19 protein-coding genes are annotated in these 16,782 nt (G+C 52.9%); 10 read left to right on the top strand and 9 right to left on the bottom strand.

Annotation, left to right across the window (positions count from 1 at the left end; genetic code table 11):
* Positions 1-13: 13 nt before the first annotated feature.
* From BBB56_RS17665 to BBB56_RS17625, 9 genes are all read left to right on the top strand, one after another.
* On the top strand, positions 14-1,009 hold the full coding sequence (locus tag BBB56_RS17665) for an SMP-30/gluconolactonase/LRE family protein (protein WP_123802253.1): 996 nt from the start codon (positions 14-16) through the stop codon (positions 1,007-1,009).
* A 563-nt stretch (positions 1,010-1,572) separates the two neighbouring features.
* The gene (locus tag BBB56_RS17660; RefSeq protein ID WP_123802252.1) at positions 1,573-2,532 is read left to right on the top strand and encodes a LysR family transcriptional regulator; all 960 of its coding nucleotides are present in this window, start codon (positions 1,573-1,575) and stop codon (positions 2,530-2,532) included.
* 342 nt (positions 2,533-2,874) lie between these two features.
* Positions 2,875-4,329 (top strand): NAD(P)-binding domain-containing protein, encoded by a 1,455-nt coding sequence (locus BBB56_RS17655; protein WP_123802251.1) that lies wholly within the window; start codon positions 2,875-2,877, stop codon positions 4,327-4,329.
* Positions 4,326-4,808, top strand: coding sequence for a CMD domain-containing protein (locus BBB56_RS17650; protein WP_123802250.1), 483 nt, complete (start codon positions 4,326-4,328; stop codon positions 4,806-4,808). The genes BBB56_RS17655 and BBB56_RS17650 overlap by 4 nt, the downstream gene beginning before the upstream one ends.
* Positions 4,805-5,371: a peroxidase-related enzyme gene (locus BBB56_RS17645; protein WP_123802249.1), complete on the top strand. Its 567-nt coding sequence runs from the start codon at positions 4,805-4,807 to the stop codon at positions 5,369-5,371. Before BBB56_RS17650 ends, BBB56_RS17645 begins: the two co-directional genes overlap by 4 nt.
* Before the next feature lie 12 nt (positions 5,372-5,383).
* A complete protein-coding gene (locus tag BBB56_RS17640; protein ID WP_123802248.1) occupies positions 5,384-6,121 on the top strand; it encodes an amino acid ABC transporter ATP-binding protein in 738 nt (245 codons plus the stop codon).
* Positions 6,122-6,142: 21 nt separating this feature from the next.
* The gene (locus BBB56_RS17635; protein WP_123802247.1) at positions 6,143-6,958 is read left to right on the top strand and encodes a transporter substrate-binding domain-containing protein; all 816 of its coding nucleotides are present in this window, start codon (positions 6,143-6,145) and stop codon (positions 6,956-6,958) included.
* A gap of 79 nt (positions 6,959-7,037) precedes the next feature.
* Entirely contained in the window at positions 7,038-7,727 is a 690-nt protein-coding gene (locus BBB56_RS17630; RefSeq protein ID WP_199756260.1) for an amino acid ABC transporter permease, read from the top strand.
* A 16-nt stretch (positions 7,728-7,743) separates the two neighbouring features.
* Complete coding sequence (locus BBB56_RS17625) at positions 7,744-8,436, top strand: amino acid ABC transporter permease (RefSeq protein WP_123802245.1); 693 nt, start codon at positions 7,744-7,746, stop codon at positions 8,434-8,436.
* A 296-nt stretch (positions 8,437-8,732) separates the two neighbouring features.
* Here BBB56_RS17625 and BBB56_RS17620 read toward each other — a convergent pair whose 3' ends face one another.
* From BBB56_RS17620 to BBB56_RS17575, 9 genes are all read right to left on the bottom strand, one after another.
* Positions 8,733-9,536: a carboxymuconolactone decarboxylase family protein gene (locus BBB56_RS17620; protein WP_123802244.1), complete on the bottom strand. Its 804-nt coding sequence runs from the start codon at positions 9,534-9,536 to the stop codon at positions 8,733-8,735.
* Positions 9,537-9,551: 15 nt separating this feature from the next.
* The gene (locus tag BBB56_RS17615) at positions 9,552-10,262 is read right to left on the bottom strand and encodes a putative quinol monooxygenase (RefSeq protein WP_123802243.1); all 711 of its coding nucleotides are present in this window, start codon (positions 10,260-10,262) and stop codon (positions 9,552-9,554) included.
* 162 nt (positions 10,263-10,424) lie between these two features.
* Entirely contained in the window at positions 10,425-10,802 is a 378-nt protein-coding gene (locus tag BBB56_RS17605; protein ID WP_123802241.1) for a DUF1330 domain-containing protein, read from the bottom strand.
* Positions 10,803-10,840: 38 nt separating this feature from the next.
* The gene (locus BBB56_RS17600; protein ID WP_123802340.1) at positions 10,841-11,860 is read right to left on the bottom strand and encodes an aldo/keto reductase; all 1,020 of its coding nucleotides are present in this window, start codon (positions 11,858-11,860) and stop codon (positions 10,841-10,843) included.
* An 18-nt stretch (positions 11,861-11,878) separates the two neighbouring features.
* Positions 11,879-12,436 carry an NAD(P)H-dependent oxidoreductase gene (locus BBB56_RS17595; protein ID WP_123802240.1) on the bottom strand — a complete coding sequence of 186 codons (558 nt, stop codon included), beginning with the start codon at positions 12,434-12,436 and terminating at the stop codon, positions 11,879-11,881.
* Between the two features lie 152 nt (positions 12,437-12,588).
* Positions 12,589-13,623 (bottom strand): amidohydrolase family protein, encoded by a 1,035-nt coding sequence (locus BBB56_RS17590; protein ID WP_123802239.1) that lies wholly within the window; start codon positions 13,621-13,623, stop codon positions 12,589-12,591.
* An 81-nt stretch (positions 13,624-13,704) separates the two neighbouring features.
* On the bottom strand, positions 13,705-14,652 hold the full coding sequence (locus BBB56_RS17585; protein WP_123802238.1) for an aldo/keto reductase: 948 nt from the start codon (positions 14,650-14,652) through the stop codon (positions 13,705-13,707).
* A gap of 84 nt (positions 14,653-14,736) precedes the next feature.
* On the bottom strand, positions 14,737-15,426 hold the full coding sequence (locus tag BBB56_RS17580; RefSeq protein ID WP_123802237.1) for a type 1 glutamine amidotransferase domain-containing protein: 690 nt from the start codon (positions 15,424-15,426) through the stop codon (positions 14,737-14,739).
* Positions 15,427-15,440: 14 nt separating this feature from the next.
* Positions 15,441-15,743 carry a hypothetical protein gene (locus BBB56_RS17575; protein ID WP_033790765.1) on the bottom strand — a complete coding sequence of 101 codons (303 nt, stop codon included), beginning with the start codon at positions 15,741-15,743 and terminating at the stop codon, positions 15,441-15,443.
* A 139-nt stretch (positions 15,744-15,882) separates the two neighbouring features.
* On the opposite strand from BBB56_RS17575, the gene BBB56_RS17570 reads away from it, so the two are divergent.
* Entirely contained in the window at positions 15,883-16,782 is a 900-nt protein-coding gene (locus tag BBB56_RS17570) for a LysR family transcriptional regulator (RefSeq protein ID WP_123802236.1), read from the top strand.

Here is a 16,782-nt window from a genome sequence, read left to right as displayed (position 1 = left end):
TAAAGGTGATTTCATGAAGTTTAAAAAATTTCTTACAGCAGGTGCCTTTTTCATAGCCAGCACATCTGCCTTGTCTGCACCGCTGGCGTATTTACAGGACATTCCGCTGTATCAAATCCCGGAAGCTGACCGCAACCTTCAGACGGTGGATGCCGAAAAATGGCTGCAGGTAACTGACGCAACAACAGTGCTTGAAGGACCTTCATTCGATCGTCAGGGAAACCTGCTTCTGACGGATGTTTTCAAGGGCCAGATCATAAAAATTGATCCTCAACGCCGCCAGAGCGTGTTGTTTGAAGATGTTCATCTGGCTCCCAGCGCAACAGCCATTGGACAGGATGGCCATATTTATGTCGCCGCGGGACACAAGGACGACAGCAGCGGTGAGATTTTCAGCCTGGACGGACAAGGGCAGAACCGTCGGGTCATTCTTTCTGCTGACCGAAAATACCAGCCCAATGACCTGGTTCTTGATAAGCAGGGTGGCATTTATTTTACCGATGCGCGGGGAAACAGCGGGGATCGCAGTGGGGGGGTTTATTATATTTCACCTGGTGAAAAAACCATTTCACCGGTCCTGACGCACTTGTCAGGCGCAAACGGAATCGCCCTGTCCCCGGATGGCGGAACACTCTGGGTTGTTGAATTCTCTGCCGGTGTTCTCCACCGGCTGGTCATGAAAAATGCCAGCGAAGTTGAGCCTTTTGGGGAGACAGTCGCCTACCGGTTTAACAGCCCGGCCCCCGACTCCATGAAGGCGGACAATAAAGGCAACCTTTATATTGCGCTTCATGGCCAGGGAAGGGTGATTGCGCTGAACAGCAATGCCATACCGGTAGGACAGATTACAATTCCCGGGCGGGATAAAGGCGAATTTCTGCGTACGGCTAACCTTGCAATAAGACCCGGCACGCATGAACTGTATATTCTGTCTTCAGGTGATGCAGAACATCATTCGGGGGCTGCAGTGTTCAGGTCCAATTCACTGGGAAAGGGACAGAAAGAGTAAATCCAGGCGGCAACTGAGTACAGTCGCTGCCATTTTCGAGCTACTTTTGATTCAACCAATGTCCGCTTCTGGCACAAAGCAGACCTTGCGAAAATATCCTGATAGCCTCCTCCCGCTCGCCGGTGGGGGCGGATGATTTATGCTTAGTCAACTTCATATACACTTTGCCTCTATTAAAGGCAGGGTAGAACAGAAGCGTGTACAAAACTCTGAGTGAGATACAGGAGAAACTGAGAGGGCTGCAGCCCGCGGCATAGCTCATGCAGATATACCGCTCTTTTTTCCTCCAGAACAGGTATGTCGAATGCTTGTCACGTAGACCCACATCTGGCCGGGCAGCGGATGCCGGAACGGTTGCCATTGTCTGTGAAGTGCCTGCATCGTACCGGGAGGGGAATGTTAAGGCGTCAAAATGAGCGCGGCGCTGGCTGAAAATCTCAGCGCCACCTTTTCTGGAGCGATGCGGTTTTCTCGTTGTGGCTAATTCGCCTAACTCTCTCTATGATGGAATTTTCCCGGGTGTTTATCCGGAGCGATCAACGGCTTAGGGATGTATCCTCGCGATGACTTTGTTACATGACCTCGATCTGCGTCAGCTGGAAGCCTTCTCAGCGGTAATTTCTGCCGGCAGCGTCACTGCGGCAGCCAAAGCGCTGAACCGCTCGCAGCCCGCCGTTTCCCGTCTGATCCAGGAGTTGGAGCAGTCGCTGGGTTACCCCCTGTTTATTCGCAATGGCCCGCGCATTCATCCCTCAGAAGAGGCGTTACAGCTGCATCAGTATGTGCAAAAAGCACTGTTGTCACTGGAGCAAATCCGCTTACGTGCACAGGAAATCGCACATCAGCAGCATCGCCCACTCAGTATTGCTGCTACGCCCGCGCTGGCTGCCGGGTTGCTACCGCAGGCGCTGGCCGCGCTTAACCTGCAAAACAAAGTGCAGATCATCAGCGAGTCCGCCGTGCAGACAGCGCATGCGGTGATCACCGCAGAGGCTGACATCGGTTTATGCAGCTTGCCGCTGGAGCATCACGCTGTCGAGTTGCACTGGATTGGGCAGTCACAGTGTGTTGTTGCGCTGCCAGAAAACGATGCGCTGGCAGCGAACAGTGAGTTATCGCTGAGCCAGTTGGCAGGCCGCCGTCTTATTGCACCATGGAGCCCGCAGCGCTTACGCGGGCGCTATGAAAAAGCCCTCAGGAAGGTTAAAGCATCGATGCCTGAAACCATCGAGACCAACTCGTCGGCGAATATTTTGGGCTGCGTGCGGGCTGGATTAGGCGTGGCGATACTTGAACCGGTGACGGGTTGGGGCATGCCGCTGGCCGGAGTGGCCATCCGCCCGATTCAGGAACACATCCCTTACTTCTTTGGTGTGATCACCCCACAGGGCCGCCAGATTTCCAGCGCGGCGCAGGCATTAGTGGAAGCACTGGCGGAAGCCGCCTCGCAGTTGTTGCCGGGTTTCGAGTGCCTGTCAGCCAGTGAACATCCACGCATTATGCGAATCATCAACCAGGATTGATATTGGCACGCTTGTCACTCTTCCATTGAGGATTGCCGCATCGTATGCGGAGGTGCATTCAGGTAAAACGGTGCACAACGTCATAACATAACCCCCTGATTTTTTATGGCTTATAACTTTGCCGGCATAAGATATAAGAAATCCATTGGTTAATTGCTGAGCGCAGTTCTTGACTCCGGTTTGGGGCAAGAGGATTATGCGAAAACTCAATTATTATTATGCGAATTGATGATTATTAAGCGCCTATTATGCATTAAAAGGATGATAAAAAGGTGATGTCATCGGCGCGTTTTAACCGTTTTCGCTTGTTATCAGGCGATTGCTGACACCAGGGAACTCTCTATGACGTATGCCGCCAAAGGTCTTGCCGCGCTGGAGGCCCAGCTTCAGCAGGATCTGGAATTTCTGGAGCTACCCGCCAAATCATGGGTACCGGAACGCACCTGGCACAGCGCACCGGTACGCGATGTGGTGGTGATGGGTGCGGGCATGTGCGGTCTGGCTGCCCTCGCCAAATTGCAGCTCACCGGGATCAGTAATGCGGTGGCCTATGACGCCGCACCCGCTGGACAGGAAGGGCCGTGGATCACCTTTGCGCGCATGGCAACCCTGCGTTCGCCGAAAGCGCTACAGGGCCCGGCACTGGGCCTTGCGCAGCTGACCTTCCGCGCGTGGTTCACGGCGCAGTGGGGCAAAGAAGCATGGCAGGAACTGGACAAAATCCCTAAAGCGCAGTGGATGGATTATCTGATTTGGTATCGTAGGGTGCTGAATCTGCCAGTGCATAACAACGTACGCTTAAGCAATATCGCCCAAGCCGGGGATTTTATTGCCCTGGATCTGGAAGGTGCTGAAACTGGCCGTATCTACACGCGCCGCCTGGTGCTGGCCACCGGGCGTTCAGGACTGGGCGGTTTTGCCGTACCGGATTTCCTGCAAGGTATTGACCGCCGGTTCTGGGCACACTCCGCTGACAACATCGATTTCACGGCCCTGCAGGGCAAACGCGTTGCGGTCATTGGCGCCGGCGCGTCGTCGATGGATAACGCAGCCACCGCACTGGAGCAGGGCGCTGCCGCGGTCGATCTGCTGATTCGTCGTAAGGAGATGCCGCGGATTAACAAGATGACCGGCATTGGCAGCCCCGGCGTGGTGCACGGTATGCACCAGCTGCCGGACGCGTGGAAATGGAAGTTTGTTGAATACACGGCCGCGACACAAACTCCGCCGCCGCGTTCTTCAACGCTGCGCGTGTCCCGCCATGATAATGCGCGTTTCTTACTCGACTGCGGCATTAATGCCGTCAGGCAGGAAGCAGATGGCCTGCTGATTGAAACCACCCAGGGTGCACTGCGCTACGATTTTTTGATCGCCGCCACCGGGTTCACCAACGATTTCCGCGGCCGCCCGGAGTTTGCGGCCATCGCGCCGCATATCCGCAGCTGGTCCGACGGTCGCTATCAGCCTGACATGGGGAATGCACGCAGCAACATGCTGGAAGCGCCGGACCTCGGTCCTTCATTTGAATTCCGCGAATTGACGCCAGGCGCCTGTCCGATGCTGTCACACATCCACTGTTTTAACGATGCGGCGATGCTGACGCACGGCAAAGTCTCCGGCGATATTCCTGCGGTAAGCGCCGGTGCCGACAGGCTGGTACGTGGGATTGCTGCCTCGTTGTTTGCCGAGGACGCCGCGCAGCACTACGCCAGCTTACAAGCTTATGACACCCCTGAATTACAGGGCGATGAATGGGTGGATTCAACCCCGTTACTAAAACAGGAGAACGCGCAGTGAACGATGCGATTGATCAGGCCGCCGGATTAACCCCAGAGGATGCGCTGTATCAGACGCGCCGCCTGCGTCCTGAATTTGTTGAAGGCGCAGAAGCATGCCGTAAGTCAGTGCTGGCGCCGGAAGACGGCCAGGGTTTGCCTGCAGATCTCCGCCTGGCACTGGCCCAGCGTATGGCGCTATTGAACGACGATGCGCCGCTGCAAGGTGATTACCAGGCACAGCTGGCAGCATTGAATCCGTCTGCAGCGTTGCTGGCACTGGCGGCCGGCAGTGTGGTGAGTGAAGAGCCGCTGGCGACTATTACGCGCCATGCCGACTGGGTGACACTGCAACCGATTCAGGCCACCGGGCAGCACATTCGCTTGCTGGAGCAGGCGGGTTTGAGCAATCCGCAAATAGTCGCGCTGTCGGAACTGATCGCCTTTGTTAACTTTCAGACGCGCGTCGCGGCTGGCTTACGTTTGATGAGGTCCGCATGATTCCGGCAGTAAATCTCAAACCGCTGCACTGGCATCCGTATATCACCCCCGTGGATGTTGAACAGGCGTCACCGGCGCAGCTCGATGCGATGAAAGTGACGCCCTCTAATAAGAAAATCTCAGAGTACGTGCGTACGCTGGTACACGACCCGGAGAGCTATACCGCACGCACCGGATTGTTCAACGCGATTATGTATGTTGAAGGTGGCTTGGCGCGCGCGGATCGTGAGCTGGGCGCGCTCGGTGCTTCAATCGTTAACGGTTGCCGCTACTGTGCGGTGGTGCATGCGAGGCGTCATGCACAGTTGACCGATAGTGAGACCGTGGTCAGCGCCATCTATTTTGACCGGGCAGATGTCTTAAGTGAACGCGACGCGGCGATCTATCACTTTGCTCGTCGTTTATCGGTCACGCCGTCCGAAGCGACGGCTGATGATGTCGCCGCTCTGCGCGCAGTCGGCATGAACGATCAGGAGATTATCGATCTGATCCACGCCATCGCCATCTTTGGCTGGGCCAACCGTCTGATGCATGTGCTTGGCCATGCTGACCTGAACAAATAAGGGCTGCACCAGATGTTAGAACTCAACAATATTACGCTCGCTTACGGCAGCAATCCGATACTGAAAGGCGTCAATCTGTCGGTCAAACGCGGCGATGTGGTATCCATCATCGGGCCGAGTGGTACTGGCAAAACGACCTTGCTGCGCTGCATTAACTATCTGGCGAAGCCGTCTGCGGGCACGATCCAACTTGACCAGATCCGCATGGATTATCAGTCACCCGATAAAGCGGTGGTTCAGGCGATCCGTCTGCGTACCGCCATGGTGTTTCAGCAGTTTAACGTGTTCAAAAACATGACGGTGCTGGAGAACGTGATGGATCCGCTGATCGTCATCCAGCGTAAAACCAAACAGCAGGCGCGCGACATCGCCGTGCAGGAGCTTGAGCGCGTAGGTCTCGGGGGCAGGTTCGATCACTATCCGTCTCAGCTGTCTGGCGGCCAGTTACAGCGCACCGGTATCGCACGGGCTTTGGCGGTGCGTCCGGAGGTGATGCTGTTTGATGAACCAACCTCGTCACTCGATCCTGAGCTGGTGGGTGAAGTGCTTAAAGTGATTAAAGACGTGGCGTCATCCGGCATTACCTCGCTGCTGGTGACGCACGAAATGCAGTTCGCGAAAAGCATTTCCAATCGCATCGTATTTATGGATCAGGGTGTGGTGGCTGCGCAGGGGACGCCTGCCGGGATATTTGATAACCCAACGCTGCCACGCCTAGCCCAGTTCCTCAACTCAGAAAAAGCGTTCTAATAATTAAAAGGAATCAAAGACATGCCTGCAATAAAAACCACATTACGTCGTCTGGCCGCGCCTGGCATCATCGCGCTGGCCCTGATCAGCGGTAATAGTTTTGCGGACGCCGTACGCACCATCAAAATTGCCACCGCAGCAGAATCTAAACCGCTTTCATGGGGTGCGATCGGCCATGAGCCACAAGGCTACGAGCCGGATGTACTGAAGGCCATTAACGCTAAACTGCCACAGTACAAATTCGTAATGGAAGGCGCGGCGGATATCGCCCAGGAAACCGGTCTGGTGACCGGCAAATACGACATGGCGACGGGCGGATATTACAAAGCGCCTGCGCGCAGCAAACAGTTCCTGATTCCGGATGTACCGATGGGTGCCAGCCTGATGAAGATCTACAGCCGCAGCGATAGCAATATCAACGGCATGAAAGATCTGGTCGGGAAGAATATCGTCCCGGTGACCGCAGGCGGTGGCGTGTATAAGTTTGTTACCCAATGGCAACAGGACAACCCGAACGACAAAATCACCATTAAGGCTTCCAGCGCCGGCGTGCCTTACCCGGACCGTCTGAAAGAGGTGCAGAACGGCAAATATGACGCGCTGATCCTGCCTTCAAATCTCGGTGAGCAGACGGTGATTGACAACCAGAAGCTGGCAATCAAAGCCAGTGAGCCGGTGGCGATCAATAACACCTATGTGCTGATCCACCGTTCTGCCGAAAATCAGGCACTGAATGATGACATCGCCAAGGCTTTGAAAGAACTAAAAACGGATGGCACGCTGGATAAACTGTCGCAGAAGTGGTTTGGCGAGGACGTGACAAAGTACATGAAGTAACAGATTCACGGTGCCCGGTGTTGAGCCGGGTGCATGCTGTCCTTTTTAGCAGGAGTGTTCCACCGTGAATCTATCCTCAATGATTCCAGAACTGCTGTCAGCGCTACCTCTGACGCTCGGCATTATGTTTGTGGCAATGATTATCGGGTTCTTTCTGGCGCTCATCGCCACATTTTTCCGCGTGCGCCGTATTCCGGTGATCGGCCAACTGGCCGATCTTTACGTTTCTTACGCGCGCAGCGTGCCCGTGGTGTTGCAGCTGTTTGTCGCCTTCTACGGCATGCCATTGATTACTGATAACTTTGGCTTTAGTGACTTCTTCACTGCCAACGTGGCGGCGATGATCGGTCTGAGTCTGTATCACGGCGGTTACCTGTCAGAAGTGATGCGCCCGGCCTACCTGGCGGTTGAGCGTGGTCAACATGATGCCACTGACAGCCTGGGCTACAGCTTCCGCCAGAAATTACTGCGCGTCATCGGACCGCAGGCAGTGCATTTTGCGCTACCGGGTTACGGCAACGCAATTATCTATCTGATACATAACGTGGCGTTAGTGATGTACATCGGTGCAGCAGATGTGATGGCGACCGCGCACCTAATCATGGAGCGCGATTACAACCAGTATCAGTTCGGCACTTATCTGGTGTTGGCCGTGCTCTATTCATTGCTTTGCGGTGTGGCGTGGCTGATTATCCGCTTCTTTGAACAACGTCATGCGAAGTACAGTCCGCAGTCTGCGCCGCGCGTGAAGTTCACCACCAGCGTCTGAGTCAGGGAGAAAAACCATGTTTGATGCTGAGGTTTTGCTGCCGGACTTCTGGAGCATTCTTGATGCCGTGCCGGTGACGCTACTGATGGCAGTGACGGTGTTCATCTGTTCTGCGCTGTTAGGCGGGCTGTTTGCGTTTATTGAGTATCGCCGCATTCCGGTGCTGCATCAGTTGGTGATTATCTACAAAATCGCCTTCAAAGGCGTTCCGATGGTTGTGGTGATTTTCCTCGCCTATTACGGCCTGCCAGCGGCGCTGCACTTTGTTGCCACGCTGGCTGGCGTTGAGGTTAATGCCCACTCTCTGCCGAACTGGGTGATTATCATTGTGGCGCTGAGCGCCTGCGTCGCGGCATTCCAGGCTGAAGTGTGGAAAGGTGCGCTGAACTCGTTCGACAGGGGGCAATCCGATGCCGCTTTGTCGCTCGGTTACAGCGGCGGACAGCTATTTCGTCGGGTGATGTTCCCGCAAATTATCGTGGCGGCGATCCCCGATCTGGCCAATGCTTTTATGGTGATTATGAAAGCGCTGTCGCTGGCGTTTGCCATCGAAGTAGTGGATATCTTTGCTCAGGCACAACTCACTGCGGCACTGAACTTCTACTATCTCGAAGCTTTTCTGATTGCAGTGGTGTTCTACATGGTGATTGCCTGGGTGGTCACTAAGATGGCCGACAGGATTGAGGCCATGCTGCGCCTGCGCGCCTGATGATTAGCGCGTAGTAAAAAAAAACAGCCCGGGAGCGTACTGATTAGTTGAGGAAGACGACCCTGGCGCCTGTTGTTTACCTGAAAACCGCACAGGCGCCAGGCCGCTTTCCTGAGTCAGCTTCAGGTTGCGCTCAGCTGAATCACCAGCGTGGTGTGAAAAACCACGCAATCAGCCAGTCTGATAATGCGCTGATTTTTGCCGACTGCAGCTGGCTGGACGGTTTCATTTTTATAAATGAGGTCCCGGAAATAAATACCGAAGGAGTCATTAAAAGCGGCTCCTTCCTGAAAATATTATCCTTTGCTGGAAGATCGATTACGTAATATCTCACCCACAACCGGCGCTGCGGTAAATGCGTTTGGCCAGCCAGCATAGAACGCGGCCTGGGTAACTATTTCACCAGCTTCCTCAGCAGAAAGTCCATTATCCATCGCTCTGTTTAGGTGATAGCCAATCTGTGCACTCTGTCCGGATGCAATTAACGCGCTGACCGTAATCAGGCTCCTGTCGCGGGGTTTCAGCGCGGGTCTTTGCCAGAGATCCAAAAACAGTGGGGCAGCAGTGAATTTAACCAGACCAGGGGATATCGGGCCCACATTTTTTTCCACCGTTTCTGAACGCTGCTTTTCTGCTTCATGGTTGAGGGGAAGTAGATCCGGAGAAGCTTCAGGAAGCACATCTGCCGTGACGCCACGAGATTCAAAAACCGCTTTGGTCACGCTGACGGCTGACATTGCATTTGGCCATCCTGAGTAGAACGCCAAATGGGTTATGATTTCAGACACTTCCCCTGGCGTAACGCCATTATCAAGCGCAATGTCTATATAGTGCTTAAGGTCGTCAGGCTGATTTCTGGCAATTAGCATGGCGACGGTTACCATACAACGGTCTCTGAGCGAGAGGGTATCGCGTGTCCACAGATCTTCAGTAATTGCTTCTCGACCAAAGCGCGCCAGAGCCGGTGAGACAGAACGAATATCAGCTTCCGAAATCACTGAAGGTTCAATTTTCATCATAGCTTTACCTCTTGTTTCCTCAGCATTAGCAAAATCAGAAATAACAAGCGACATGGCCGCCGCTGCAATTACGCTTTTCATGTTAATCCTCACTGGTCATCGGTGCGGATACTGTTTGATTGCGCCTTTGTTACGAAGAAATACCAGTTTTACCGGAATAGCGTTCTTACTGGTGCTCATATGCGCTGTTTGCCTGAGATAGTCCCGGAAGTATGGCGTTTGTCGGTGCAGTTGATAATCCTCCTCACTGGCGTAAACCTCATAGAAATACCAGCGGTTCGGAGTCTGTAAGTCTGTAGCGGCATACATGGCCAACACGCCTTTCTCTACTTTGAGCGACTCCGCCATTTCAGGAAGGACAATGTTTTTAAATTCAGTCTGAAATTCAGGCTTTACCTCGACGATCACCAGATTATTTATGGTTCGCTCATTCGGTATGATGTGTTTGTCCCCGAGAAACTGTGGTTCCAGAGTAATTTTCTTTTTCCGATCAATAATATCAGGTGCACGAGCAGCGAATGCCTTGTACGGGTCAGTATTCAGATGTTTGCGGTAAGCTCTCTCGTTTTCATAGAGTTCGACCATGAATGCCTGACGTGAATTGTCGCGGCGTTTCAGGGCGTACATCGCCAGTGTACCTGCTTCATAGTCAACCGAAGCGGAAATCGTTTGTGTGGCCACGTCATCGAAATCTTTGTCGCGATCGGGCCTGACGCCAATGTCGAAGATATTCATAACTGGCTTATCCTGTGTGTCCGGTTTTTCTGCAAAAACAGGACTGTATATCAATATGCAGATTAAAAGCATAAGACTCTTTTTCACAATAATCCTTTTAATGAAATTACTGTTTCATACATTTGAACAGTTGGTGTTTAAAAGAGGCGAATGCAAACAAAAAAGCGGTTGCTCTTTGCTTGCGCTTCGTAACCACATTACTAAACATCCTTTTTCTGTTAAGGATATAAAGCGTTATTGAGCTGAAGGAGTCAGCTCCGGCAAACCTTCGACAATATAGGTCCGCGAATTACCGGAACGGTGTCGGATGGGAATGATCTTCTGGTACGCTGCCGAGTTATACCAGTCCTGGGCATTTTTGAGACTATTAAACTGAATAATAACCAGGCGACCCTGTGATCCAAATCCTTCTTTGACATCGGGTTCACCTCCTCTGACGATGAAGCGTCCCCCAAAGGGCCTGAAGGTTGATTCAACCTGAGCGCTATACGGTTTGATAGCTTCACGATCGGTCACCTGAAACTCTGCGATATAATAAGCAGGCGTTGCCGCCAGGACTGAATTAAGCCCAGAGATGATGAAAAGAAGGGCGACTACTGTTTTAAACACCATCCTTCCTCCTGACTCCATTTCATGAAAGTAAGTAAGAGTTACCGCGTCCAGACCTGCTTAATGTCTTTCGTTTGCGGCGTGTTTTGCGCCATGATCCCCGTCAGAACGTGCGGCTGATAGTTTTCTTCCAGAAACCGGATTTCCTCCGGGCTCAGCTGAAGATTCACTGCGTTTACCGCGCCATCGACATGGTCTTTTTTTGTGGCCCCTACGACAGGAGACGTCACTTTTGTCAGCAGCCAGGCGAGTGAAATTTCCGTCATGGATACTTGATGCCGTTCGGCAAGCTCGGCGACGCGCTCGATAATGATCCGATCCTGTTCTGCTGTGCTGTCATATTTCCCTCGAGCGTAGTCATCCTCGGAGGCTCGCCGCGTGTGGCCTTCTTTCCGAGAAAGACGACCGCTGGCCAGCGCGCTATAGGGTGTCATTGCAATATCATCTTCAGCGCAGAGACCGAAGAGTTCTCGCTCATCTTCACGCATAATCAGGTTGTAGTGGCTCTGTACGGAGACAAAGGGCGTCAGCCCTTCGCGTTCAGCAAGCGCGTTCGCCTTTGCCAGCTGCCAGGCATAGCAGTTTGAAATACCAAGAGCGCGCACCTTACCAGCGGTAACGGCAGCATGCAGCGCTTCAAGCACGTCGATAACAGGCGTGTTGTAATCCCAGATGTGGTAGATGTAGAGGTCTATGTAGTCCGTCCCCAGATTCTGCAGGCTCTGGTCAAGCGAGCGGGCTATCGCCTCCTTTCCGCTGATACCTTCGGCAATTTGCGTGGCCGTTCGCGGCAGAAACTTGGTGGCCAGCACGATGTCATCGCGTTTTGCCATCTCCCGTAACGCCCGGCCAACGTAGCGCTCGCTGGAGCCGTTCTGATAGGCGATGGCGGTATCGTAAAAGTTGATACCCTTTTCGAGGCCGTAGCGAATGATGTCGCGGCTTGCTGTTTCATCCAGCGTCCAGCGATGCTGGCCTGTCAACGGATCGCCAAACCCCATGCATCCCATGCAGATGCGAGAGACCAGTAAGTCGCTTTTACCGAGCCGGGTATACTGCATCATTATTCTCCATCTGGATTATTTACGAACGGTGTTGAGCAGATCGACAAGCCTTGAAGCGTGCGCCCGGGCTAGCGTTTTTTGCTGAGCGATTTTGTCAGCATCCCGATCGGCATAGCTGATACCGCAGGTATAAACCGGCGCCAGCAGCTCAAGATTGCACAGCCTTGCCGTGGTCTCGAACGGAATGAGGTACTCCTCAATGGCGTGGCCAAAGAATCCGTCAGCGGTATAGAGCGCCTGTGGCGCTCCCGTTGTGAAGGAGAGGAGCAGCTTTTTACCGCTCAGTTTCGCCGTTGAGCCATGCGCGAAGCCGTGAACAAAGACCTCGTCCAGCCATTGTTTCATTAATCCTGGCAGCCCATACCAGGAAAAAGGGAATTGCCAGACAATCACATCGGCCCGGAGCAGGCTTTCCTGCTCCGCACGGACGTTGAACTTACCGTCCGGATAGAGCCAGTCCAGACGACGAATTTCAGCATCGGGCAGGGCAGTCGCCACTTCATCAAGAATAGTGGCGTTGGCGACGGAATGACTAAGGTCTGGATGACCCGAAATAATAAGTATGTCTTTCATTTCAATAATTTAACTGGTTCAGTGAATATTTAACCCAGTATAGAATGACAGCATTATTTTTTTTAGAGCAGTAAAGACTCATTCACTTTTAGCGAAAAGCTAATAATGGTCACCTGAATATCATTGTGCTTAGTCATCATGAACACAGTGGACTAAGCCGTGATGCCAAGTAAACGTTCTGCATTGCGAAACGCGATGGCCTCTTTTTCAGCCTTGCTGACGGGCAGACTGTCGATGAATGTTTTTACACCGTCCAGGGTCTGGTAGGGATAATCAACGGAGAACAGGATCCTTTCTGCACCGGTTAACTCGTAGATAAACTGGAAGTGTGGTAGTGTCAGCATACCTGACGGGGTAACGTAAACGTGCTCCTGGAAGGTCCTCGTCAGCGTGCGTGAGAGCCCCGTTGCCGCCAGTGGAAGGCTGTCATCAAGACGCTGTAGCCAGAAGGGTAGCATCTCCCCCCAGTGACCGCTGATGACCTGCAGCTGGGGATATTTATCAAATGCACCCGATAACATCATCCGCAACAAATGGATCCCCGCTTCGTGATGCCAGCCCCAGCCAAACATAGAGAGCCTGGCGGTTACCTCTGCGTTGAAGCCAGTAAAGTAGGCCTGTTGCACGCTTTTAAACGGTAATCCGGGGTGAAGATAGAGTGGAACACCCAGTTTATTAAACCGGGAAAGCAAGGCGTCATAGTCAGGATGATCGAGAAAACACGAAGAGGGTCTGCCATTCAGAAGTGCCCCCTTAAACCCCAGCTCTTCAACTGCACGAACAAGCTCTTTTTCGGCCTCTTTTGGCTGTACCCAGGGAAGTGTGGCAAATGCCGCGAAGCGTTCCGGGTGGTTTTTTACCGCCCCGGCAAGTCGGTTGTTTGCCGTCGCGTTTAATGTTACCGCTTCATCCGCGGGTGCCAGCTGGGGGAATCCGCCCACAGAGAGGATCTGCATGGTAATTCCTGCCTCATCCATATCCCTGAGACGACGGCTTCCCAAATCAGCGCCTTTCTGGTTTATCAGGGCATTCTTTTCTATCTGCGGCCGGCTTCGGTCCGGATTATGACCGTCAGCGACGGTTTTCCCCCAGTCGCCAAGGAAAGGCGCCTGCTCAAGCGCAACAGGCATACACGCTTGTCCTAACTCGCTGTCGAGAAAATGTTCTTCGAGGCAAACGATTTTCATATCCCCACCATTGATACAAAGCGGTAAAAGGGTTTTGTCCGGGACAATGAGTCATTCATGACAGTCTGTCCCGGAAGAGATTTACACCATTGGTTTTTCCCAGGCGCCACGTGTATCCACTCTGGTCTCTGCGGCGAGTTGTTCCAGCAGGATGATTTCCTCATCGCGTAACGGGATGTCTGAAGCGCTGGCGGCATCCAGAACGTGATGGACTTTAGTCGCACCGATGAGTGGAAGGGTCCCTTTCGCAATAGCCCATGCAATGGCTATCTGTGCAACGCTGGCATTTCTCTCGGCCCCCATTTTTTTCATGGCGGCGGTCAGTTTTTCTATCTGCGGCAGTACGACGTTATAACTCTCGGCCCGGCCACTGCCGGCAGGCATGGGATGATTTGAATCATAACGACCACTGAGCGCACCTTGCTCCAGGACCATGTAAGCAAAGAACGTGATCTTGTTTTGTCGGCAATAATCAAGGATCCCGGCCTCTTCAGAGGCGCGATAGAGCAGGCTGTAGTGATTCTGTACTGCACTGATGGAATAACCGGAAGCGTTAAGGATCTCATTGGCGCGTCTGATTTGTGCCAGATTGTGGTTGGAGACACCGACGTGTTTTACCTTACCGCTTTGCAAAAGTGGGATTAGTCCTGGCGTCCATTTTTCGACGTCGAGAGGATTGTGGATCCAGTAGATATCAATGTCTTCCACGCCCAGGCGTCCAAGGCTGGCCTCAAGCATATCGCTGACAGGCTGCGCTGACTGTTCGTCTGCAATCTGCGGCGTGAATTTGGTGGATAAAATCAGATCCTCGCGGGAAAACTGGCGGACTAACGCCCCGAGCGCTGCCTCGGAACTCCCCATGCCATATACTGCTGCGGTATCCCAGAGACTGAGGCCCTTACTCATGGCCGTGGTGAACACTTCTGCCATCTGAGTATCAGAAAGATGATTGCCGAAGACGGTGTCGCCACCGGCAAAGCCTGTGCCCCAGGACCATGTCCCCAGCGCGACTGGAGGTAGTGTTTTCATATTCAGCTCCTGAAAAAGGGCCGGATCGTTGCTGACTTAAACCGGCCAGAGAGGGTAAGTAACGGTGAAAGACAGATAAATGAATTAAGCTGGCTGGCGGAGCGCATTTAACACCGCCACACCTACACCGTGCGCTGAAGCGGGATTCTGACCGGTGATAAGGCGTCCGTCGGCGATCACGTTTTCCGACCAGTTCGGGGCTTCATGATGAAGTGCGCCATGCTCTCGGAGTGCAGTTTCAAGCAGGAAGGGAACCACATCGGTTGTGTGAACTTCTTCCTCTTCCTTGTTGGTAAAGGCCGCCACGTTTTTGCCTTTCACCAGGTATTCGCCATTACTGAGCTTTGCGTCAACCAGCGCCGCAGGTCCGTGGCAGACAGCAGAGACAATCCCATCACTTTCATATACTTCGCGGATAATGCGCTGGGCATCCTGGCTATCGCGAAAATCCCACATGGTTCCATGGCCGCCCGCAAAGAAAACGGCGCTGTAATCGGCACCGTTCAGCTCGGATAACGCAGGCGTTGTTGCCAGGCGCTGCTGAAAATCGGTTTCGTTCCAGTACCAGGCGTTGACAGGGTCACTGAGGTCAAACCCATCCACCGGCGGCTGTCCCCCGCGAATGCTGGCTATCGTCGTTTGAAGTCCGGCGTCTTCCAGCACTTTGAGCGGATGCGTCAGCTCGGCCAGGAAGAAACCGGTCGGTACACCGGATGCGCCTTTGATCGGATGGCTGGAAACGACACACAGAACAGGTTTATCTGCAGGTTTCATATCAGGCCTCACTGTTAACTTTTAAATTCAGCGGCGAAAAGATTTTCCCAGTTAATAAAGGAGCCAAGCGGAATGCACTCAAAGCTTAATAAGCCTGCTTTTGCCAGCGGGAATTCAGCCATGACGCTCATCGCTTCATCGACAGAGTCACATTCCAGAAAAATGGCGACGCCAGGTCTGTCCTGACGGAAGTAGATGTCGCGGATGAAGCCGGATTTATACAATCCCCAGGCGTGCAGCGCTTCAGCGTTAAGGTGCGGAGCATATTTTTCCAGCGATGCCCCAGGAGCGGGGATATCCAGACATAAAATTCGCATCATAGTCTCCTGAACTCAGGTCGTTGTAGAAAGAGATTTGAGTATAAAAGGCGCATTTCAGGAAGATTAGAGGAGCATTGACTTAAGAATTTTTAGACTGTACTTAATAATCAGGCGGAGATTGCTTAAGGAACACATTATGAATAACGCCCTTTATAATCAGATCCGCATCTTTCAGAGCATTGCGCGTGAGGGCAATATCTCGGCAGCCGCAAGAAAACTGGAAATTACGCCTCCCTCCGTCAGTAATGCGCTTAAGCTGCTGGAAGAGCATATTGGCCATCCGCTTTTTGTGCGTACGACCCGCCGTATTGAGCTGACGGAAACCGGTCAATTGCTACTGGAGCAGACCGCTGCGGCGGTGGAGTCGCTGGAAAATTCCCTTGAAAGCATTCGCGACCAGAATCAGGAGCCCTCTGGTACGGTGCGAATTACGCTCTCGCGTTTTGCCTATATGTTAATTCTTAAGCCTGCTATGGCAGAATTCTGTCGGCAATATCCGGGTATACAGCTGGAAATTTCCGTCTACGACGGAACAGTGAATATTATCGAAGAGCGTTTTGATCTGGGGATCCGTTTTGGCGATATCCTGGAGGGTGGTGTGGTCGCGCGGCCGTTAATGAAACCGTTTCGTGAAGGGTTATATGCATCTTCAGCGTATCTTAGCGAGCATGGAAAGCCTGAGGTACCCGCAGACCTCAGTCATCATCAGCTGATTGGCTACCGTTTTATCACTAACAATCGCATCCTTCCGTTGAATCTGAACGACCACGGAGAGCAACTGACCGTTGAGATGCCCGGGCAGCTAATCAGCAACGATATTGACGTCATGGCAGACGGGATCCGCAACGGACTTGGAATTGGGCGTTTGTTTGAACCCATCTGGCGGTTGCAGCCCGATCGTGAGCAATTTATACCGGTGATGAAGAGCTACTGGAAAACCTATCCGCCGGTGTATCTCTATTACCCCAAAAATGCCGGTAAAACGAAAAGAGTGAAGGCCCTGATTGATTTTCTGATTGAATCGCCACCGGTTTAG

Origin of the sequence: Candidatus Pantoea deserta, assembly GCF_003813865.1 — a bacterium.
Lineage (GTDB): Bacteria > Pseudomonadota > Gammaproteobacteria > Enterobacterales > Enterobacteriaceae > Pantoea > Pantoea deserta.
This window is presented reverse-complemented; position numbering and strand designations above follow the sequence as displayed.